18 protein-coding genes are annotated in these 19,493 nt (G+C 63.7%); 2 read left to right on the top strand and 16 right to left on the bottom strand.

The features are described from left to right. Window positions 1-30: 30 nt before the first annotated feature. From ABD059_RS03520 to ABD059_RS03500, 5 genes are all read right to left on the bottom strand, one after another. On the bottom strand, window positions 31-894 hold the full coding sequence (locus ABD059_RS03520; protein WP_343877832.1) for an ABC transporter permease: 864 nt from the start codon (window positions 892-894) through the stop codon (window positions 31-33). Window positions 895-896: 2 nt separating this feature from the next. Continuing rightward, a complete protein-coding gene (locus ABD059_RS03515; RefSeq protein WP_343877830.1) occupies window positions 897-1,844 on the bottom strand; it encodes an ABC transporter ATP-binding protein in 948 nt (315 codons plus the stop codon). 226 nt (window positions 1,845-2,070) lie between these two features. After that, the gene (locus ABD059_RS03510; RefSeq protein WP_343877829.1) at window positions 2,071-2,907 is read right to left on the bottom strand and encodes an ABC transporter permease; all 837 of its coding nucleotides are present in this window, start codon (window positions 2,905-2,907) and stop codon (window positions 2,071-2,073) included. Then, window positions 2,904-3,896 carry an ATP-binding cassette domain-containing protein gene (locus tag ABD059_RS03505; protein ID WP_343877828.1) on the bottom strand — a complete coding sequence of 331 codons (993 nt, stop codon included), beginning with the start codon at window positions 3,894-3,896 and terminating at the stop codon, window positions 2,904-2,906. The genes ABD059_RS03510 and ABD059_RS03505 overlap by 4 nt, the downstream gene beginning before the upstream one ends. A gap of 72 nt (window positions 3,897-3,968) precedes the next feature. Continuing rightward, window positions 3,969-5,168 (bottom strand): MFS transporter, encoded by a 1,200-nt coding sequence (locus ABD059_RS03500; RefSeq protein ID WP_343877924.1) that lies wholly within the window; start codon window positions 5,166-5,168, stop codon window positions 3,969-3,971. Window positions 5,169-5,253: 85 nt separating this feature from the next. Here ABD059_RS03500 and ABD059_RS03495 point away from each other — a divergent pair, with 85 nt between their 5' ends. Then, a complete protein-coding gene (locus ABD059_RS03495) occupies window positions 5,254-5,637 on the top strand; it encodes a toxin-antitoxin system YwqK family antitoxin (RefSeq protein WP_343877827.1) in 384 nt (127 codons plus the stop codon). 24 nt (window positions 5,638-5,661) lie between these two features. On the opposite strand, the gene ABD059_RS03490 is transcribed toward ABD059_RS03495, so the two are convergent. The 5 genes from ABD059_RS03490 to ABD059_RS03470 form a co-directional block, all read right to left on the bottom strand. Continuing rightward, a complete protein-coding gene (locus tag ABD059_RS03490) occupies window positions 5,662-7,344 on the bottom strand; it encodes an ABC-F family ATP-binding cassette domain-containing protein (RefSeq protein ID WP_343877826.1) in 1,683 nt (560 codons plus the stop codon). Window positions 7,345-7,509: 165 nt separating this feature from the next. Continuing rightward, the gene (locus tag ABD059_RS03485; protein WP_343877824.1) at window positions 7,510-8,685 is read right to left on the bottom strand and encodes a glycoside hydrolase family 1 protein; all 1,176 of its coding nucleotides are present in this window, start codon (window positions 8,683-8,685) and stop codon (window positions 7,510-7,512) included. A gap of 32 nt (window positions 8,686-8,717) precedes the next feature. After that, on the bottom strand, window positions 8,718-9,599 hold the full coding sequence (locus ABD059_RS03480; protein ID WP_343877823.1) for a carbohydrate ABC transporter permease: 882 nt from the start codon (window positions 9,597-9,599) through the stop codon (window positions 8,718-8,720). 2 nt (window positions 9,600-9,601) lie between these two features. Continuing rightward, window positions 9,602-10,531, bottom strand: a complete 930-nt coding sequence (locus tag ABD059_RS03475) for a carbohydrate ABC transporter permease (protein WP_343877822.1) — start codon at window positions 10,529-10,531, stop codon at window positions 9,602-9,604. A gap of 2 nt (window positions 10,532-10,533) precedes the next feature. Continuing rightward, window positions 10,534-11,805, bottom strand: coding sequence for a sugar ABC transporter substrate-binding protein (locus ABD059_RS03470; protein ID WP_343877820.1), 1,272 nt, complete (start codon window positions 11,803-11,805; stop codon window positions 10,534-10,536). 132 nt (window positions 11,806-11,937) lie between these two features. Between ABD059_RS03470 and ABD059_RS03465 the strand changes: the two genes are divergently transcribed. Beyond that, a complete protein-coding gene (locus tag ABD059_RS03465) occupies window positions 11,938-12,567 on the top strand; it encodes a TetR/AcrR family transcriptional regulator (RefSeq protein WP_343877819.1) in 630 nt (209 codons plus the stop codon). On the opposite strand, the gene ABD059_RS03460 is transcribed toward ABD059_RS03465, so the two are convergent. The 6 genes from ABD059_RS03460 to gcvT all read right to left on the bottom strand — a co-directional run bounded on the left by ABD059_RS03460 (window position 12,564) and on the right by gcvT (window position 19,442). Then, window positions 12,564-14,162, bottom strand: coding sequence for a glucoamylase family protein (locus ABD059_RS03460; protein WP_377959524.1), 1,599 nt, complete (start codon window positions 14,160-14,162; stop codon window positions 12,564-12,566). The two genes, ABD059_RS03465 and ABD059_RS03460, sit on opposite strands and share 4 nt — an antisense overlap. A 231-nt stretch (window positions 14,163-14,393) precedes the next feature. Then, window positions 14,394-15,206: a methylenetetrahydrofolate reductase gene (locus ABD059_RS03455; protein WP_343877817.1), complete on the bottom strand. Its 813-nt coding sequence runs from the start codon at window positions 15,204-15,206 to the stop codon at window positions 14,394-14,396. A 3-nt stretch (window positions 15,207-15,209) separates the two neighbouring features. Beyond that, complete coding sequence (locus ABD059_RS03450; protein WP_343877816.1) at window positions 15,210-16,583, bottom strand: L-serine ammonia-lyase; 1,374 nt, start codon at window positions 16,581-16,583, stop codon at window positions 15,210-15,212. Window positions 16,584-16,591: 8 nt separating this feature from the next. Beyond that, complete coding sequence (gene glyA, locus ABD059_RS03445) at window positions 16,592-17,920, bottom strand: serine hydroxymethyltransferase (protein ID WP_343877815.1); 1,329 nt, start codon at window positions 17,918-17,920, stop codon at window positions 16,592-16,594. Then, window positions 17,917-18,300, bottom strand: coding sequence for a glycine cleavage system protein GcvH (gcvH, locus tag ABD059_RS03440; protein ID WP_343877814.1), 384 nt, complete (start codon window positions 18,298-18,300; stop codon window positions 17,917-17,919). The genes glyA and gcvH overlap by 4 nt, the downstream gene beginning before the upstream one ends. Before the next feature lie 35 nt (window positions 18,301-18,335). Further along, entirely contained in the window at window positions 18,336-19,442 is a 1,107-nt protein-coding gene (gcvT, locus tag ABD059_RS03435) for a glycine cleavage system aminomethyltransferase GcvT (protein WP_343877813.1), read from the bottom strand. Window positions 19,443-19,493: the final 51 nt, after the last annotated feature.

Raw genomic sequence — 19,493 nt, 5'->3', positions numbered from 1 at the left:
AGCTTATCGGTCCGTTGTGGACCCGCTGGGTTACACGTCCCGCTTCTTGGTAACCAGCAAGGAGATGACCAGCAATACGAGGGCCCAGGCGCCTAGCACCAGCGCGCCCTGCCACTGGTTCAGTGCGCCGTCGGCGATGGTGATGGCCACCATTTGCTCCCCCGCACTGCTGGGAAGGAAACGAGCAGCGTCGGGAACCCAGTCGGCAATCCCTGCCAGCAACGTGGCTACCAGGATTGGGAGGACCAGAAGCAGGCCGATTGTGGTCACTACGCCTCCGGCCGTGTTCCGCAGCAGCGTGCCAATCGACATCGCGATGACAGCCATCAGGGCGAGCACCGAACCGGTGTTGATGATGTGCATCAGCACTCCCTCGTCACCGAGCCCGAATTCGAGCTCCGACGGAGCCAGGATCGGCTGTGCAATGAGGTAGCTAACCAGGGCTGAGCCTGCGCCAACAACGAAGGCGACCACTGCAAACACGGCCTGCTTGGCGAGGAGGGCTGGGATACGTTTTGGCACTGCCACCATCGTGGAGCGGATCATCCCGGTGCCCCATTCAGAGGCGATCAGGACAACGCCCAGCGACCCAATGAGCAGTTGGCCGAAGATCAGACCCGACCCGGGGATGGTGTTGGTGATGGAGGTTGCATCCGGGGCGCCCTGCATCTGGGCAGCCATCTCCGGGTCTCCCTGGAGATCGAGCAGGATTGTCGTTTGCCATGCAAAGAGAGCTCCCAGCCCAATCATCACGATGACTGTGATCGACAGCATGATGACGGTGGAGGGAACCGTGACCAACTTGATCCACTCGGACTTCAGGATCCGCATGAAATTCACGCCGCTACCCTGGGTTGTGCCGCGCGTCGGCGCTGCGACTGTTGTGTGAGACATGGCTACTTTCCTTCCCCGACGCCGGCGGCCTGGGTTGCCTGCGGGAGGTCAGCCGAGTGGTATTCGACTGAATCGTTGGTGAGCTGCATGTACGCCTCTTCGAGGGACGCCTGCAGCGGTGTGAGCTCATAGAGGAGCACCTGGTGGTCCAGGGCGGTACGAGCGATCCGGTGAGAGTCCGCGCCGGTGATTTCGAGCATCTCGGGTTCGAGCTGCTTCGAGGTCACACCGTCACCGGCAAGCACCCGGATCAGTTCGCTTGGGTTGTCGGTGCGTACCCGGGTGCGTACCTGTCCCTGATCCGAGATGATCTGTTCAATAGGCGCGTCGGCAATAATGCGTCCGCGGCCGATCACGATGAGGTGGTCGGCGGTCAGTGCCATCTCCGACATCAAGTGGGAGGACAGGAAAACGGTGCGCCCTTCAGCGGCAAGCCCCTTGGCGAGGTGGCGCACCCACTGGACGCCTTCGGGGTCGAGTCCGTTGACTGGCTCATCGAGGATGACTGTGTGGGGATCACCCAGGAGCGCTGCGGCGATGCCGAGGCGCTGGCCCATGCCGAGGGAGAAGCCACCGACCCGCTTCTTGGCAACAGGGCCCAGCCCGGTCATCTCGATGACTTCCTTGACCCGACTATTGGGGATGCCGTGGGTCGCTGCCATGGCGCGCAGGTGGTTGTAGGCGCTGCGCTTGGTGTGGACTGCTTTCGCGTCCAGAAGGGCACCAACCTCGCGGAGGGGCGCCCGGTGCTCGGCGTAACGCCGACCGTTGACTGTGACGTTGCCAGAGGACGGGTTATCCAACCCGACGATCATCCTCATCGTGGTGGACTTGCCTGCGCCGTTAGGCCCCAGGAAACCGGTGACCTTACCGGGGTGGACCGTGAATGACACGTTATCCACGGCTGTCTTGGAGCCATAGCGCTTCGCCAGGCCTTGTGCCTCAATCATGGCTGCGTCCTTAAGATTGCTGTGGTGCCCACACTGCTGGGCCTCCCTCTACCCTACGGATTGTCCCCCGCCCAGTCGCCGCTCCATGGGATGATGTTTGACGGCCTCCGCCTACACCTTTCGGATGAGTAGCCTCCTGACGCAGAAACGGCCCCCCGAGTCAGGATTGCCGGGTGTACCCGGCGATTCTGACCCCAAAGGCCGTTTCTGTTTACCCGACGTAGCCCTACCTCGAGCTGATGGACTCAAACTTCTTGATGCAGAGCGGCACGAAGATGAGCAGCATCAGCGCGATCCCCACGAAGATCGTGATGAACGGGTTCTGCAGGGTCCAGGCCGTGGGTTCCGGAAAGTCCGGATTGGTGTTGCCGAACAGCTGCCGGGCCGATTCCACCAGTGCAGAGACCGGATTCCACTCCGCAATGTTCTTCAGCACCTCAGGCATGGTGTGGATGGGAACAAAGGCGTTGGAGATGAAGGTCAGCGGGAACAGGATCATGAAGGACGCGTTGTTGATGACCTCCGGACTTCTGACGCTCATACCGAGCAACGCCATCACCCAGCTGAAGGAGTAGCTGAACAGCAAGAGAATGGCCACGCCGCCCAAGAATCCCCAGATGGAGGTGGTCACTCGCCATCCGACGATCCAGCCGGTGCCCATCATGATCAGCATCGAAATACTGTTGATGACCAGGTCACCGTTGGTGCGGCCGATCAGCACCGCCGCGGGGCTCATCGGCAGGGTACGAAACCGGTCAATGATGCCGTCCTTCAGGTCCTGGGCCATCGCGGCGCCTGAGAAGGTCGATCCGAAGATGACGGTCTGGGCGAAGATCCCGGCCATCAGGAAATTGGTGTAGTCGGAGACGTTCATCGCCCCGCCGTAGACCTGGCTGAACAGCAACACAAACATGATCGGCTGCAGGATAGTGAAGACCAGGATTTCCGGCACCCGCTTGATCTTGATCAGGTTCCGGCGCGTCGCGATCCAGCCATCCGAGAGGAGTTGCCCGGCGGGCGTTCCGACACTCTCGTAGGTCGTCTGCTTGGTGAGGACACTCATTTAGCTTGCTCCATTTCGGACTTTTCAGTGTCCTGCTCGTTTTCCGCGGTATGTCCGGTGAGCTTGAGAAACACATCATCAAGGGTGGGGCGGCGCATACCAGCGTCATGGAGGCCGACGTCGGCCTGACCCAGGTCCGCGAGGATGTATTGCAGCGCGCGCGGTCCTTCAGTGACGGCCACCTCGACGCTGCGCCGGTCACTGGAAACCCTTGCCTCCCCCTCGCCATGGCGGGCGAGGATCTCACTGGCCGTGCCAGCGTCGGACTCGTCAATGAGGGCCACCACTACCCGGTGCCCACCGATTCGGGCCTTCAGCTGGTCGGAGGTGCCCTCGGCGATCACCTTGCCGCCGTCGATCACCGCGATATCATCGGCCAGGTGGTCTGCCTCCTCAAGATACTGGGTGGTGAGCAGCAACGTCGTGCCGTCACTGACCAGGTTCTTGATGATCTGCCATAACGCCAGCCGACTCCGGGGGTCGAGTCCGGTGGTGGGCTCATCCAGGAAGAGAATCTTCGGGTTGATGACCAGTGCCCCCGCAAGGTCGATCCGCCGGCGCATACCGCCGGAGAAACCCTTGACTGGGCGGTTGCCCGCCTCGGTGAGCTCGAACTGGTCAATCAACTCCTGGGCACGGCGCCTCGCCGTCTTGGCCCCGAGATGATAAAGACGGCCCACCATCTCCAGGTTTTCAAACCCGGTCAGATTCTCGTCAACCGCGGCGTACTGTCCGGATGCCCCGATAATCCGACGGGCTGCCCGGGGGTTCGAGAGCACATCGATGCCGTCAACGAACGCCGTGCCCTCAGTAGGCTGGATCAGCGTCGTCAAGACCTTCACAACGGTGGTCTTGCCCGCACCGTTGGGACCGAGCAGCGCCTTGACGGTGCCCTGGGGCACTCGCAAGTCCAACCCGTCCAGCGCGTGGACGGGGCCGCTCTTCGATTTGTAGGTCTTCTTCAGACCCCTGGCCTCAATAATTGTCATGCGACCAATCTTAAGGTTCAAAACAGCCCGCAGGTACTCATTGAGGACAGTTTTTGTCCTCAGGTAAAACGGTCAGGGTGGTCCCGGTTGATCCGACCTCTGGGGGACGGGTATGGCCAGCGGATCGGCGTCGGTCCGGCGTTCAGCGGCAGCGGGTGCGACCAGGAATGAGGCAAGGACCGCCACCCCCACGACGAGCAGTGCGTTGCGGATCCCGACCACATCGCCGAGGAATCCGAGCAGGGGCGGTCCGGCCAGGAACGCCATGTAGCCGATGGTGGAAACCACAGACACCCGGGCCGCTGCATGACGCGGTTCGTCGGCGGCCGCCGACATTCCCATCGGGAAGCCCAGCGCGGCGCCGGCTCCCCAGAGCACCGCTCCCACCCCCGCAAGCGGCACGGTGGGTGCAAAAACGAAAATGATGAGACCCACCAACGACGACCCGAGGCTAATCTGCAGCACCCGGACCCGGCCATACCGGTCAATCACCCCACCGCCCACAAACCGGAACAGGGTCATCGCCGCCACAAACACGCCGAACATGAGCGCGCCCGTCGCTTCGCTGGCCGCCAGGCCGTCGACGGTGGCTTTGGCTACCCAGTCGTTGGCCGCCCCCTCGGTCAGGGCCGCGCCCAGCACCACCAAACCAATGAGTAGCGTCCTCGGTTCCAGCCAGGCAGCGAATCGGCTGGGCTGGGGGGTACCGGGGTGCGCGTCAGCGTGGGAGATCTCCGGCAGGAAGTAGCGGGGCACCCAGAGTGAGACCACGAGGACGACGGCGGCAACCCCCAGCAGGTGGTAAGACAGGTCGATGTCGAGGTGTGACAGACCGGCGCCAACCATTGCACCCACAAAGGCGCCGCCGCTGAACGCCGCGTGGAACTTGGGCATGATGGTGCGGCGGAGGCGGTGCTCGACGTCGGCACCCTCGATATTTTGGGCCACATCCCAAAGGGCAACGCCCACACCGAAGAGGAACAGTCCCATCGCGGTGAGGGGGACCGACGTCGTCGTCAATCCGCCAGCGATGGTCACCGCCGCGAGGGCAGACACCACGCCGCCGATCCTGACCGTATTGGCGACCCCCACTCGTCCTGAGATCCCACCCGCGAGGGGGAGGGCGAGCACCGATCCGGCGGCGGCCGCCAACAACAGGGCGCCGGTCTCCCCCGAACCGAGGCCCAGCACTGAGGACGCGGACGGAATCCGGGCAGCCCAACTTGCGAAGACCAGACCATTGAGGCCGAAGACGGCGAATGTCGCCCACATGGCCGACAAGACATTAGTTTGCACCAGTAAACCGTATGCGCAATGCGTGGGGACGGTCTACTGCGCTCAGCGTACGCTGTGACACATGGCGACAACACCTCCCAGCCCGGTTCCCCCAGACGGGCCCGGGACTGAATTATTCACCGACGGTAAAACCTCGGGCGAGGGTTCCTACGCCGGAGGGCTCCGGCAGGGGGCCTGGCGGTTCTACTATCGGAATGGGCAGCTGAAGGCTGCCGGCTCGTATCTGGCGGGTGAACTTGACGGGTACTGGGAATGGCACCGCGAGGGAGGCGGGTTCCTGCAACACGGGTCATTTATGGACCAGGTCCAGGATGGCGAGTGGACCCGTTATCACAGCACTGGCGCCGTTCTCGATCACGGCTGGTATGCCCGGGGCAGGAAGACCGGTGAGTGGGTAACCTACGGCCCTGACGGGGTCGAGACCAGAAGGAAGACGTACCGCTAGGTCTGCGGAGCCGTCCCGTGGGGGTCAGCGGTCGCGCTGCACCCGGCCCTCGTCCCAGACCGGCTCCTCCGTCTCGTACACCTTGCCATCCGAGCCGAAGACCATAAACCGGTCAAAGCTGCGGGCAAACCACCGGTCGTGGGTGACCGCGAGGACAGTACCCTCGAAGGCGTCGATCGCCTTCTCGAGCGCCTCTGCCGAGTGCAGGTCGAGGTTGTCGGTGGGTTCATCGAGCAGCAGCAGTGTGGCGCCCGATAGCTCCAGCAGCAGAATCTGCAGCCGCGCCTGCTGACCACCCGAGAGGGAGTCATACAGTTGCTCGGCCTGGCCGGCCAGGCCGTACCTGTCCAGCACCCCGGAGGCTGCTTCCCGCGGCAGGCCGGAGCGGTGGTCGTCGCCGCGGTGCAGGATGTCCAGGAGGGTGCGGCCCAGCAGGTCGGGCCGGACGTGGGTCTGGGCGAAGAAGCCGGGCCTGATCCGGGCACCGAGTTTCACGGTTCCCTCGTGCGGCACGGCCGCGATGCTGACCTCGGACACCGGCTCGTGTTCCCTCTCCGGATCGGTGCCACCACTGGCCAGGAGCCGCAGGAAGTGTGACTTACCCGAGCCGTTGGATCCGAGCACTCCTACCCGGTCGCCAAACCAGATCTCGGTGCTGAACGGCTTCATCAGCCCGGTCAGTTCCAGCTTCTGGGCCACCACTGCGCGCTTCGCGGTCCGCCCACCCTTGAGCCGCATGGAGACGTTCTGTTCAATGGGGATCGCTTCCGGCGGGCCCGCCTCGAGGAACTTCGCCAACCGGGTCTGGGCTGCGTGGTACCGGTTGGCCATGTCGGACCGGAACGCCGCCTTGTTCTTGTACATATTGACGAGTTCCTTGAGCTTCAGGTGCTCCTCATCCCACCGGCGGCGGAGTTCCTCGAACCTCAGGTTCCGGTCGGTCCGTGCCTGCAGGTAGGTTTCGAAGCCGCCGCCGTGGATCCAGCTGGACGCCCCGAGAGCTCCCGGTTCGAGGGTGATGATGCGGGTAGCGGCGTTGGCGAGCAGTTCCCGGTCGTGGCTGACAAACAGCACCGACTTCTTCGACTCGTTCAGCTTCGCCTCCAGCCAGCGCTTGCCGGGGACGTCGAGGTAGTTGTCGGGTTCGTCGAGGAGCAGCAACTCATCCGGTCCGGAGAACAGTGCCTCCAGGACCAGCCGTTTCTGCTCACCGCCGGACAACGACGACGACGCCCGGTACTGTGCCCGGGCGTAGGGCACGCCGAGCGCGGCCATCGTCACTTCGTCCCACGTGGTTTCCAGCTCATAGCCACCAGCATCGCCCCACTCGGTGATGGCGTGCGCGTACCGCATCTGGGTGGGTTCGTCGTCGTTCTCCATCATGGCGAGCTCGGCGTCGTCGACGGCCTTGGCCGCCTTCGCGAGCGCCGGCGGCGCAGCGGAGACCAGGAGGTCCCGGACCGTCGTCTCGTCCCTCACCTGACCGACGAACTGGCGCATGATGCCCATGTTTCCGGAGCGGGTGACTGCACCCTCGTCGGCCGTGACATCCCCGGCAATGATGCGCAGCAGGGTGGTCTTGCCGGTGCCGTTCGGCCCGATCAGCGCCGTCTTGTGCCCGTCGCCGACCTTGAAGCTGACGGCGTTGAGTAACTGCCGCCCGTCGGAGAGGAAGTAGTCAATGTTGGAAACGTCTAGATGAGCCACACTTTAAGTTTGTCATCCGGGGGCAAACCCGGCCTCCCCACCTGCCGCCCTGGGCAGCTTGACACCGAAACGGGCCGACCAGCAGCGAGGAACGGCCCCTCGGGTCAGGATTGCCGGTTCCTTGCGGCAATCCTGACCCGAGGGGCCGCTTCTGTGTGGAATTAGCTACTGCACAGCGTCCGCCACCTCACGGACCGAGTTCGCCGCGGCCACTCTCCCAAGCCAACCGAGGCTTGGTTTGGGGTGCCGCTCAAACGTCTGGGCGTCCCAGCCGATCAGGCCGAAAGTGGGCTTGAAGCTGCCCCACTCGTAGTTGTCCAACGCGCTCCAGTGCAGGTAACCGCGGACGTCGATTCCGTCGTCGATGCACCGGGCGACCGCTTCCAGGGCGCCGCGCGTGTAGTCGATTCGACGGGTGTCATCGCCGGTAGCAATCCCGTTCTCGGTGATGTAGATCGGGACGCCGTTGCGCTGCCAGGAATTACGGATGCCATCCTCGATAGCTGAGGGGTAGTACTCCCACCCGGTGAGGGTCCGCTCGGCGTCGTCGTCAATCGGCAGCGGACCGTCAACGCCCACCTTGGTGCGGGTGTAGGCCTGAATTCCTACCCAGTCGTCGCCGACGCAGGCCTCCAAGAAGATGTGCTCCCGTGTTCGGCCATACTCCTCAGTAACATCTTCGGCCCCCGGTTCAGCCTGGTAGGCCTGGGTGGCAACCGACCAACCGGCCTGCTTACCCGCCGCCTGCAAGATGTCGACGGCACGGCGATGCGCGGAGATGAGGTTCATAGTCACCTCCGCGTTGCCAGCGGGAAGCCCGATTGAAGGAAAACCCTGCTCGGGATCAGCAAGAACAGCAACCATGTTCGGCTCATTGATGGTGCATACCAGCTCAACACCCTCCAGCACTGGCAGCGTGTGCTCGACGTACCGGGCGAAACGCTCCACGGAGCCGGCGTCCTTCCACCCGCCAGCACGCGCGAACCAAATGGGATTCGTGAAGTGGTGCAGGGTCACCATTGGGGTGAGTCCGAGCTCGACGGCGGTCGCCACCATCCGACGGTAGTGATCCACGGCGGCGCGGGAGACAAAACCCTCTTCCGGCTCAATCCGCGCCCATTCGATACTGAAGCGGTAGGACGTCAGGCCAGCGTCGGCCAGCAGCGTCATGTCCTCGCGATACCGATGGTAGCTGTCAGCAGCGTCACCGCTCGGCGCCTCAACTGGGGCGCCCGGGAAATGACCGTGCTCCCGCTGCCACCAATCAGAATTGACGTTGCCGCCCTCAATCTGGTGCGCCGCCGTGGACGCACCCCACAGAAACCCGTTCGGGAAGTTCATAGTCGACTACTTTCTGCCAGCACAAAGGCCGGCTATTTGATGCCTGTCAGCGCGATGCCCTGCACAAAGTACTTCTGCAGCAGGACGAAAATCAGGAGGATGGGCAGGACCACGACGACGGCGCCAGCCATCATGAGGCCGTACTCCGCCGCATTCTGGCCCACCGAGTACAGCGCCAAGGCGACGGGTAGCGTGTAGCGGTCCTCGCTCGTGGCGACCACGAGGGGCCAGAGGAAGTTATTCCACGACGCGAGGAAAGTCAGGATGGTCAGGGTGGCGACGGCGGGTCCGCACAACGGCATGATCACCCGCAGGAAGATCCGCCATTCGCTGGCGCCGTCAATGCGTGCCGCCTCAATGAGGTCATCGGGCAGGCTCAGCATGAACTGCCGCATCAGGAAGACACCGAGCGGTGCGATCAGGAAGGGAAGAATGAGCCCCGGGTAGGAGTTCACCAGACCCAGGTTCGCGGTGAGCACGAAGAGCGGCACAAAGGTGACCACTCCCGGGACCATCAGCGTGCCGAGGACCAGCATGAACAGGACCTTTTTACCGGCAAAGTCCAGCTTGGCCAGGGCGTACCCCACCATTGACGAGAAGACGATGTTGCCCGCTGTGACGAACACCGCCACCACCAGGCTGTTGGCGAAGAAGGTGGCGAAATCCAGGCGCACAAACAACTCGGTGTAGTTGTCGAGGGTCGGCTCGAGCGGCCAGAAGTTCAACGGATACTGGCGGATCTCAGCGGTCGTCTTGAAGGACCCGAGGATCATCCAGACGAACGGCATGATCATGGCGACCATGCCAAGCCCGAGGACCACGTAAAGCCAGAGGCGGGGACGTTGCTGCATCGGCGTACGCCGGCGTCGTTCCCGGGGAACTGTGACGACCGGCGGGGCAACTGAAGTGGCCATGATCAATCCTTCTTTCCGAGGAAACGGAACTGGATCAGGGACAGGACAACGATCGCGAGGAACAGGACGTAGCTCGCCGCCGAAGCATAGGAGTAGTTGCCGAAGCCGAACTGATCGTAGGTGTACATGGCGGTGGAGAGAGTGGCATCAAGCGGTCCGCCGCCGGTCATCACATAGGGTTCCTCGAAGAACTGCAGAAACCCGATGCCCGTGATGACCGCTGCGAACAGGATGGGTGGCCGCATGGCGGGCAGGGTGACATTCCAGAACCGCTGGACGGCGCTGGCGCCGTCCACCATTGCCGCTTCGTGGTGTTCCCGGGGAACACCCTGGAGCCCGGCGAGGAAGATCACCATCAGGGTGCCAATGTTGCGCCACACCGCCATGAAGATCAGTGAGGGCAACGCCGTCAGCTCGTTCTCAAGCCAGTGGGGACCGGTGATACCGAAGATCCCCAGAAATCCGTTCAGAAGGCCGTCCGGCTGCAGGATGAAACGCCACACGATCGCTACCGCAACAATGCTGGTTACCACTGGGGCGTAGAAGCCCACCCGGAAGAACGTCCGGAAGCGGGTGATGCCGTTGTTGAGGGCTAGGGCCACCAGAAGCGCCACGGCCATGGTGAGGGGAACGCCGATCAGCACGAACACTGCGGTGTTGGCCAGTGACCGCACGAAGCGTGAATCGTTGAACAACGCGACGTAGTTTTCGAATCCCACGAAGTTCACGCCGAACGGGCTGCGCAGGTCCCTGGTGGTCAGGTCGGTGAAGCTCATGGCAAGCGAAGCAACGATTGGCCCGGCCATGAAGATCACGAAGAGGATCAGGAACGGTGCAGCGAAACTCCAGGCAACGACGGTCTGCCTGCTCCGGCGCGAGCGCGGTTTACGGGCCCGCCCCGGAGCTGGCTTTGCCGTGTGGGCGAGTGCCACTGTTAGAGGCCTGTCCCGATGCTGTCGGCCTGGCCCTGGATCGCGGCCAGTGCCTCGTCGACTGTGGTGTCGCCCCGGGTGACCTTCTCGAGTTCCTGGTCGATTACCGCTGAGACCTGCGCCCAGGTGGGAATGGCGGGTGGCGCCTTCGAATCGGCGAGTTGGTCGGCAAACACGCTCAGGTTGGGATCGTCAGCGAAGGTGGGATCCTCGTAGGCTGCCTGGACGCTCGGCATCGTCGTGGAGATGCCATACCAGGCGATCTGCGTTTCCGGTTCGCTGAGCCACCGGACGAACTTCCAGCTGGCGTCACGGTTCTCGCTGTCGTTGAACACCGCCAGGTTGCCACCACCGGTGAAGCTGGTGCGCGCATCGGAGCCAGGGACCATTGCCACATCGAACTGGTCAGCGAATCCCTCACCGCCCTGCTCCTCAAGCAATCCGATATGGAATGGACCGCTGAAGAATGACCCCACGTCACCGGAGATGAACTTCTGCTCAATCTCGCCGGTCTCCAACCGCACCGGATCGGAGATTCCCTCGGCGAAGAAGCTGGCGTAGTACTCGAAGGCCGCCTTCCACTCAGGGGTCTCGAAGGTGAACTCGGTGCCATCCTCGTTCATGATGTCCCCGCCCTCCTGCCACACGAACGGTGCGAGGTATTGCCAGGAGTCGAAGCCGCCGGGCGGCAGGGAAATACCGGCCTCGGCTCCCTCCGCCTGCATACCCTCGGTGAAGGTCTTGAACTCGTCCCAGGTGGTCGGCGCCTCAACGCCTGCCGCCTCGGCCAGGTCGGTGCGGTAGTACAGGGCGCGGGTGTCCACGTACCACGGGACACCGTAGGCGACGTCGTCGACCACTGCTGTGCCCCAGGAACCTTCGAAGAAGTCACCCTCGTCGACCAGGCCCTCGGGAGTGGGTTCCAGGGCGCCGGTCGCAGCGAACTCGCCCACCCAGGTGGTGCCGAGCATCGCAATGTCGGGCGTCTCTCCGCCGGCGATGGAGGTGGCGATACGGTCGTGGGCACTTTCCCAGGGGACGGGGGTGACGTTGACGGTGACATCCGGGTTCTCCGTCTCGAAGTCGGCGGCCAGCTGGTCCAGGACCTCGCCCTCATTGCCCATCGCCCAGATGGTCACCTCTCCGGTGGCGGGGGCCTCGTCAATGGGGCCACCGCCCTCGGGGCCCGCTTCGCTGCCTTCTTCGCGTCCGCATCCGGTCAGTGCGAGTGCGCCGATGACGGCCACCGCGCTCCATGATCGCCATTGATTCATAGTGTTGCCTCCAGTAAGTGGGGTTTACTCCTCCGTGGGCACAGGGTTCGCCGCTGGAGTTCGTTGCCAAGCTACCATAAAAACCTTACATGCGAAAGGTTTTTATTTCCGATCATGCGATAGGTTTTGGATATGACTACGACTCCTGACCGGAAACGCGGCAGTTACGCCAAGGGCCAGGCGAAGCGCCAGGAAATACTCGACGCCGCACTGGTGGTCTTCGGGCGCAGTGGCTTCCATAGCGGCTCGCTGCGGGAGATTGCGAAACGGGTCGCCCTGACGCCAGCCGGCCTGATGCACCACTTCGCCACCAAGGAAGAACTCTTCACTGAGGTGCTGCGGCAGCGTGATGAACGGGTCAAGGAAGCCGCGGGCGACGTCGCCGAGGACACCCTCCTGCAACAGATGCGCCGGGTGGTGTCCTACAACCAGACCACCCCCGGACTGACCTCGCTCTACACGGTGATCGCCGCCGAGGCCACTAACCGCGACCATCCAGCGCACGAGTATTTTGCGGCCCGCTATGCCACCCGTGCCGAGCAGACGGCCACCATCCTCGCTGATGCGCAGCGGGATGGTCTGGTGCGCGAGGATCTGGACGTCCACCACGCGTCACGGCTGATCGCGGCGGTGATGGATGGGCTGCAGCAACAGTGGCTCCTCGACGACACAGTGGATATGACGGGTGTCTTCGACGAGTTTGTCCGCGGGTACTTTCTGAACCCGGCACCCCCAACCGCGCCGGGTTCAGAAACAGGCTAGCGACCGCTCAGCTCGGTGCCGAAGATCTGCGCCTCGACCAGCGGGCGGACGGCCTTCTCGAACCCGCGGTCCACGAAGTAGTCCTTCAGCTTGTCCTTCTTTTGCTCGTTCAGGATGGCGCCCATGATCATTGACTGGTCCAGGCTGAGATACCGTTCGGCCGCGGTTCCGCTGCCGACAGCCACCGAGTCGTAGAATCCGCCGGGACCGTAGGCCCCTAGCTCATTCTTGATGCCGTCGAGGTTTTCCAGGACCGCCTTCCGGTCGTAGGGCAGGGCGAGGAAGGCCGCGTGCGGCGTGACCACTCCGTCGCCAAACTCCGGGTCCGGATTGGCCGCCTCGCGGCAGCCCTCATACCCCTTGTCGACATCGGTGCTCTCAACGTCACTGGCATAACCGGTGGCGTTGATCCCGATCTCTTCCACACCATATTCACGGTAGGAGGCGAAGGGGTCGCTGGCCGGGGAGAAGCCCCAGTATCCGTAGCCTGCCTCGTCCATCCCGTGTTCGATGTGGGAGCGCACTGTTGCCTTGTGGTTCGGCGCCCAGGAGCGCTTCCCCCAGTCAGCCTCGGGAACGAACAGATCAGGCATCAGGGCCTCGAACATACTGCCGCCCCACGCAGGAACCAGTTTCATGCCACGGTAGGCATATACACCCTCGTAGACACTGACGCCTAGGTATTCGCGGGTAACACCGGTCGGCTTCTGCTCCTGCCAGCCAAAATCGCAGCCCTGGTCGGGCATGGTCCGGTAGGTGCCGTAGTAGGCGGTTTCCGGGATCTGGCCGTTGGCGATCCCCAGATAGGTGGCGATGCGCGCCTCACTCACGGAGGTGTCATACCAGTGGCAGGTGTAGTAGACGTCGGGGCCTTCGTCGCCGTAGTTGCCCGGCACTGCACAACCGTCACCGGGAGGCGCATCCCAGAACCCGCCCCGGTTGAGACTAACCCCTTCCCGTGCGTTGAGATCGTGGTACCAGCCGAAGTCCATGGTGTCGTAAAGCGCATCGGCCTGCCGGGCGAGGCGGGGTTCGGCCTCTGCCACTACCCTGAGTGCTGCGGCCAACCACCCGTTGTCGACGGTGCTGAGGAATGGATAGACGACATCGCCGCTGTCCGGCCAGATCGTCAACTTGCTGCCGTCGGTGGGTGAATACCAGTTGTAATACATCCCGCTAGGCTCATGCACTTCTAGGGTTTCAAGAGTGTCGAGGGTGGTTGCCAGCCGGGCACTCGCCTCCTTCCGATCAATGATCTTGAGGTCTCGGGCTGCAATGGTGGACCACAGATAGCCACCAATGTTTGTGGGACTGGTGTACTCACTCGGCGTGCTGAGGTCGCCCTCGATATTGTCGGCCGGCAGGCCCGTGGTCTCGTCGGTCATCGCGTCGAGCGATGTCCACGTGTCGGCGGCGTACTGATTCAACGGGTCGGCTCTTTTACCGTTGTCGGGTCCACCTGCAGGGCCGGCGACAGCGGCCGAGGGAACAACGAGCGACAGGACCGCTGCGGTTACTCCCGCCGTGAGTGCCGCCCTCCGTCTGACTTTGGGACTGGGGTCAAGCGGGTTGCGGTCGCTGGGCTTCATGGGCATTGGCATGGGAACTCCTTTGTTCATCCGATGAAGAACAGGGTTCCATAGAAACCTTACAGACGCAAGGTTTTTGAGTGGAGGCTACTAACCGGTCAGGTACGGCCCCGCGGGTCAGGTTGGCCGGTTGCAATCGGCCGACCTGACCCGCGGGGCCTTTTCTGGACCGGGTCACCGGAGAGCAGCCGTGGGTGGGGTCGCTCGTGGATCGCCTCCCGGTTGGCCAGGTAGTGGTCAGCCGACGGTGAAGATCCGGCTGATCGGCGCAAGGTTGTTGAAGCTGTATACGTGGAGACCGGCGAAATCGCCCGACTCCCCGATGCGGCGCACCAGTGGTGCGGGGTCGTACGACGACGGCCCCAGCACGCCGCGTACGAGCGACCCGCCGCCAGCCCCGGTCATCGACCGTCTGGCAAACTTAAGCGATGGACCTACACCGATGCGGGCGGCGAGTGAGATCAGCCTGGCACGGCCGACGGCGCCCGGCACCCCAGCCCAGACAGGGAGTGTCACTCCAGCGGTGCGCAGCTCAGCCGCATAGGCGACCAGTGCTGGTCCGGAGAAGCAGAGCTGAGTGACGGCCCAGGAACATAGGTCCTGCTTGGCCAACAACACATCAGTGAGCTCAGCGGCCGACGCGCCGGGCCGGGCCTCCGGGTAGGCGGCAGCTCCCAGCGCGAAGGTCCCGCCGCTGATTGAGGTGATGTCCTCCATCAGGTGTCCGCTCCAGGCATAGGGGCCCGCTGCCGAGCCGCCGTCGCCTGCTATCACGAAGATGTCAGAAACGCCCGCCGCCTGCAGCCGGCTCAGGAACCCAGTGAGCTGTCCTCGCGACGCGATTGATCGCGCCGCGAGGTGGGGGACGGCCTGATACCCGAGATCGGCCAGGCGCACGGCGAGATCAACAGTTTCCTCGGCCCCGTGGTGCGGGAGACAGGTAATTGTCACAACCGCTGGCGTCGGCAGGTGCTTCTGAAGGGCCTCCACGATCCCGCTACCCGGGATGATCTCCACCCGAAGCGGAAGACGCCCCGGGTACTCAGCCATGGGTCAGCACTCCACCACGTTCAGGGCGAGGCCGCCCCGGGCGGTTTCCTTATACTTATCCATCATGTCCGCGCCGGTGTCCCGCATTGTCTTGATGGCGACGTCGAGCGAGACATGATGCTTGCCGTCGCCCCGGACCGCCATCCGGGCGGCGGTGATCGCCTTCATAGCGCCAACGGCGTTCCGCTCGATGCACGGAATCTGCACCAGACCGCCAACGGGGTCGCAAGTGAGGCCCAGGTTGTGTTCGATGCCGATTTCGGCGGCGTTCTCCACCTGTTCGGGGGTCCCGCCGAGCACCTCGGCGAGCGCACCGGCCGCCATCGCGCACGCGGATCCCACCTCACCCTGGCAGCCCACCTCCGCACCCGAAATGGAAGCGTTCTGCTTGAACAACCCGCCCACAGCGGTCGCGGCAAGGAGGAACCGGACGACGCCGTCGTCGTTGGCTCCCGGAACGAAGTCGACGTAATACTTCAGGACCGCCGGAATGATGCCTGCGGCACCGTTGGTCGGGGCTGTCACGACCCGGCCCCCGGCCGCGTTCTCCTCGTTCACGGCGAGAGCGAACAGGGTCACCCATTCCATGGTGCTCAGCTTGTCGTTGGGGTCCTCGGCCTTCTGCTGCAGCCGCAACTGGGTGGCGGCACGGCGCCGCACCCCCAGTCCGCCCGGCAGGATCCCATCGGTGGTGGACCCGCGGCGGATGGTGTCCTGCATGACGTCCCAGATTTCCAGCAGCCCGGCGCGCACCTCGGCTTCCGTGCGCCACGACAGCTCGTTGGCCATCACGATCTCGGAGAATGACTTGCCGGTGGCCGCGCAGATCTCGAGCAGCTGCTCCCCCATGTTGAAGGGATGCTGCACCGGAACGGTGGCCTCGGCGGCGTGGTCGACGCCGATCTGGTCCTCATCAAGGATGAAGCCGCCCCCCACCGAGAAGTAGTCCCTTGCCAGGAGCTCGGCGCCGTCGGCGTCGTAGGCGTGAAACCGCATCCCGTTGGTGTGGAAGTCGAGCCGTTTCCGGCGGTGCATGATCAGGTCGACTTCCGGGTCGAAATCGATCTCGCGGTGGCCCGCGAATCGCAGGCGGCGGGTCTGCCCCACCTCATCGACGCGGGGCTCGGCCGTCACAGGGTCGACCAGGTGCGGCTGTTCACCCTCCAACCCCAGGATGACCGCCTTGATCGTGCCGTGGCCATGGCCGGTCACCCCGAGGGAGCCGAACAGTTCCACCTCGACCCGGTGCACTGAGCCGACCAGCCCCCGCTGCTCCACCAGCTCCGTGTACAGGAACGCAGCCGTCATCGGCCCCCCGGTGTGGGAGCTGGAGGGGCCGATTCCAATTTTGAACAGGTCAAAAGCGCTAATGGGCATGGGGTTCCTCAGCTGTCGTTCTTGGTGCCCGCACCAAACGGCACGACGTCGGCATAGAGCGGGTGATCGGCAGCCAATGCCGCAACGCGCTGTGCAAGTGATGCGAGGTCAGCATCAGCAGAAGCGATGAGGGCCTCCGCAATGATGTCGGCCACCTCGGAGAAAGCGGCAGCTTCGAACCCGCGGCTCGCGAGGGCTGGAGTGCCGATGCGAAGCCCCGAGGTGACCATTGGCGGGCGGGGGTCGAAGGGCACCGCGTTACGGTTCACGGTGATGTCGATCTGCGCCAGCCTGTCTTCGGCCTGCTGACCGTCAAGTTCGCAGTCCCGCAGGTCCACGAGCACCAGGTGTACGTCGGTGCCTCCGCTGACCACTGAGATGCCATGCGCAGCGACATCCGGCTGGGTGAGGCGGTCAGCGAGGATCCGTGCGCCGTCGAGGATGCGCTGCTGCCGTTCCTTGAACTCGGCTGATGCCGCGATCTTGAAGGCAACCGCCTTACCCGCAATGACATGCTCGAGGGGCCCACCCTGCTGCCCCGGGAAGACAGCTGAATTGATCTTCTTCGCAATATCAGCGTCGTTGCTGAGAATGATCCCACCCCGGGGACCGGCGAGCGTCTTGTGCGTGGTGGAGGTGGTGACGTGGGCGTGCTGCACCGGGCTGGGGTGGAGTCCCGCCGCTACCAGTCCGGCGAAATGCGCCATGTCCACCATGAGGTAGGCACCCACCTCATCGGCGATGCTGCGGAACCGTTCAAAATCGAGTTGCCGGGCGTAGGCCGACCAGCCGGCCACGATGAGCTGCGGCTTGTGCTCGCGGGCCAGGCGTTCGACATCGTCCATGTCCACCCGGTAGTCATCGGCTCGCACCTGGTACGGGATCACGTTGTAGAGCCGGCCGGAGAAGTTGATCCGCATGCCGTGGGTCAGATGGCCACCATGAGCGAGATTCAGGCCCATGATCGTATCGCCGGGCTTGATCAGGGCGTGCATGACGGCGGCGTTGGCCTGCGCTCCGGAGTGGGGCTGGACGTTGGCGAACCCCGCACCGAAGAGGGCCTTGACCCGGTCGATGGCGAGCTGTTCAAGCACATCGACGTGCTCACACCCACCGTAGTAGCGACGACCCGGGTAGCCTTCGGCGTACTTGTTGGTCAGCACCGAACCCTGCGCCTGCATCACCGCCACCGGAGTGTGGTTTTCGGAGGCGATCATCTCCAGACCGTTGCGCTGCCGGGTGAGCTCAGCGTCGATGCTGTGCGCCACCTCCGGATCCAGATCGGCGAGATTCGCGTTCAGGTGATCGACGGTTTTCAGCCCGGTGATGGCGCTCATGCGTCGATGCCGTTCTTCTGGGCATACTCCTCGGCCGTGAGGAGCGGGCCCTCACTGGCGACGTCCACCTTGAACAACCAGCCCGCTCCGTAAGGATCCTCGTTCAGAATGCCCGGGTTGTCGACGGCGTCCTGGTTGATCTCGGTGATCTCTCCGGTAACGGGGGCGTAAAGGTCGGAGACAGATTTGGTCGACTCGACCTCGCCGCAACTTTCGCCAGCGGTGACCGTGTCGCCCACCTCGGGGAGGCTGACATAGACAACGTCGCCCAGGGCGTCGGCGGCGATGGCTGACACGCCGACGGTGGCCGCGCCATCTGCTGGGGTGTCGAGCCATTCGTGCTCAGCTGAGTACCGGAGACCTGATTTAATGATGCTCACGTGGGTATATACCTTTCGGGGTATGTAAAGTCTGGCTATTTCTGACGGCGGTAAAACGGTGTGGCAACCACCGTGAACGGTTCTGGCTTCCCTCGGAGGTCAACCTGCACCTCGGTACCCGGCTCGGCCAGTTCGACTCTCACATAAGCCATCGCCACAGGGTAGCCGAGGGTCGGGCTGGGGAGGCCCGACGTCACGGTCCCTACGACTGAACCGTCGACGACGACGTCGTACCCGGCGCGTGCCGACCGCCGTCCGGCACCCTGCAGGCCGACCAGTTTCCGTTCCAGCGTCGCTTCTTTCAGCGGCTCCAGCACCGACCTGCCGACGAAGTTCTCGGTCTTCTTGAGACTGACCACTCCGCCGAGTCCTGCTTCGAACGGGTTGGTGTCCAGCCCGAGCTCGTTGCCATACAGCGGCATGCCTGCCTCCAGACGCAGTGAATCCCGCGCGGCGAGACCGCAGGGTGCCAGCTGATGCTGAGCCCCGGCCGCGGCGACGGCTTTCCACAGCTGTGTTGCCTGGGGATTGCTGATAAATAGTTCGAAGCCGTCTTCGCCCGTGTACCCGGTCCGGGCCAGGAGCACCTGTAGTCCGGCCAGCTCCACCTCGACGGCCGCGTAGTACTTCAGGTCGGTGATCAACTGACGTGACTCAGTAGCGGCGATCTCCAGCAGGATTGCTTCGGCGGCGGGACCCTGCACAGCGATCAGGGCAGTGGTCTCGGAAACGTCCTCCACTGTCACGTCGAAGTTGGCGGCTCGTTCCTGCAGGGCTGCGGCGACCGTGTCAGCGTTGCTGGCATTGGGGACCACGAGGTACCTGTCGTCGGCGCGACGGTAGACGATCAGGTCATCGATCACGCCGCCATCCTCAGTGCAGATCAGCGAGTACTTGGCTTTGCCGACGGCGATGGCGGCGAGGTTGCCCACCAGGGCATAGTTCAGGAACTCGGCGGCCTGTGGGCCGGTAACCCAGACTTCACCCATATGGGAAAGGTCGAAGAGTCCTGCGGCACGGCGGACGGTGTGGTGCTCTTCGAGCTCACTGCGGTACTTCAGGGGCATCTGCCAGCCACCGAAGTCGGTGAAACTGGCTCCGAGAAGTTCATGTTCGGCGTATAGGGCTGTCTGCTTGGTCATGGAGGATCCTTCCGATGGTGCGCTGGACTCAACCCGTCCGGCCGGCGGCCG

It is taken from the genome of Arthrobacter flavus (assembly GCF_039526005.1).
In the GTDB taxonomy this organism is placed as follows: Bacteria; Actinomycetota; Actinomycetes; order Actinomycetales; family Micrococcaceae; genus Arthrobacter_D; species Arthrobacter_D flavus.
Note: the sequence above shows the minus strand (reverse complement) of the source record. Positions and strands in the feature narration are given on the sequence as shown.

Excerpts from the sequence above, each read along its gene's own strand:
- ABD059_RS03500 (WP_343877924.1), bottom strand. The coding sequence starts at position 5,168 with ATGTGGGCGACATTCGCCGTCTTCGGCCTCAATGGTCTGGTCTTCGCA.
- ABD059_RS03450 (WP_343877816.1), bottom strand. The coding sequence starts at position 16,583 with ATGCCCATTAGCGCTTTTGACCTGTTCAAAATTGGAATCGGCCCCTCC.
- ABD059_RS03520 (WP_343877832.1), bottom strand. The coding sequence starts at position 894 with ATGTCTCACACAACAGTCGCAGCGCCGACGCGCGGCACAACCCAGGGT.
- ABD059_RS03465 (WP_343877819.1), top strand. The coding sequence starts at position 11,938 with ATGACTACGACTCCTGACCGGAAACGCGGCAGTTACGCCAAGGGCCAG.
- gcvT (WP_343877813.1), bottom strand. The coding sequence starts at position 19,442 with ATGACCAAGCAGACAGCCCTATACGCCGAACATGAACTTCTCGGAGCC.
- ABD059_RS03460 (WP_377959524.1), bottom strand. The coding sequence starts at position 14,162 with ATGCCCATGAAGCCCAGCGACCGCAACCCGCTTGACCCCAGTCCCAAA.
- ABD059_RS03485 (WP_343877824.1), bottom strand. The coding sequence starts at position 8,685 with ATGAACTTCCCGAACGGGTTTCTGTGGGGTGCGTCCACGGCGGCGCAC.
- glyA (WP_343877815.1), bottom strand. The coding sequence starts at position 17,920 with ATGAGCGCCATCACCGGGCTGAAAACCGTCGATCACCTGAACGCGAAT.
- ABD059_RS03495 (WP_343877827.1), top strand. The coding sequence starts at position 5,254 with ATGGCGACAACACCTCCCAGCCCGGTTCCCCCAGACGGGCCCGGGACT.
- ABD059_RS03470 (WP_343877820.1), bottom strand. The coding sequence starts at position 11,805 with ATGAATCAATGGCGATCATGGAGCGCGGTGGCCGTCATCGGCGCACTC.
- ABD059_RS03480 (WP_343877823.1), bottom strand. The coding sequence starts at position 9,599 with ATGGCCACTTCAGTTGCCCCGCCGGTCGTCACAGTTCCCCGGGAACGA.
- ABD059_RS03515 (WP_343877830.1), bottom strand. The coding sequence starts at position 1,844 with ATGATTGAGGCACAAGGCCTGGCGAAGCGCTATGGCTCCAAGACAGCC.
- ABD059_RS03510 (WP_343877829.1), bottom strand. The coding sequence starts at position 2,907 with ATGAGTGTCCTCACCAAGCAGACGACCTACGAGAGTGTCGGAACGCCC.
- ABD059_RS03505 (WP_343877828.1), bottom strand. The coding sequence starts at position 3,896 with ATGACAATTATTGAGGCCAGGGGTCTGAAGAAGACCTACAAATCGAAG.
- ABD059_RS03455 (WP_343877817.1), bottom strand. The coding sequence starts at position 15,206 with ATGGCTGAGTACCCGGGGCGTCTTCCGCTTCGGGTGGAGATCATCCCG.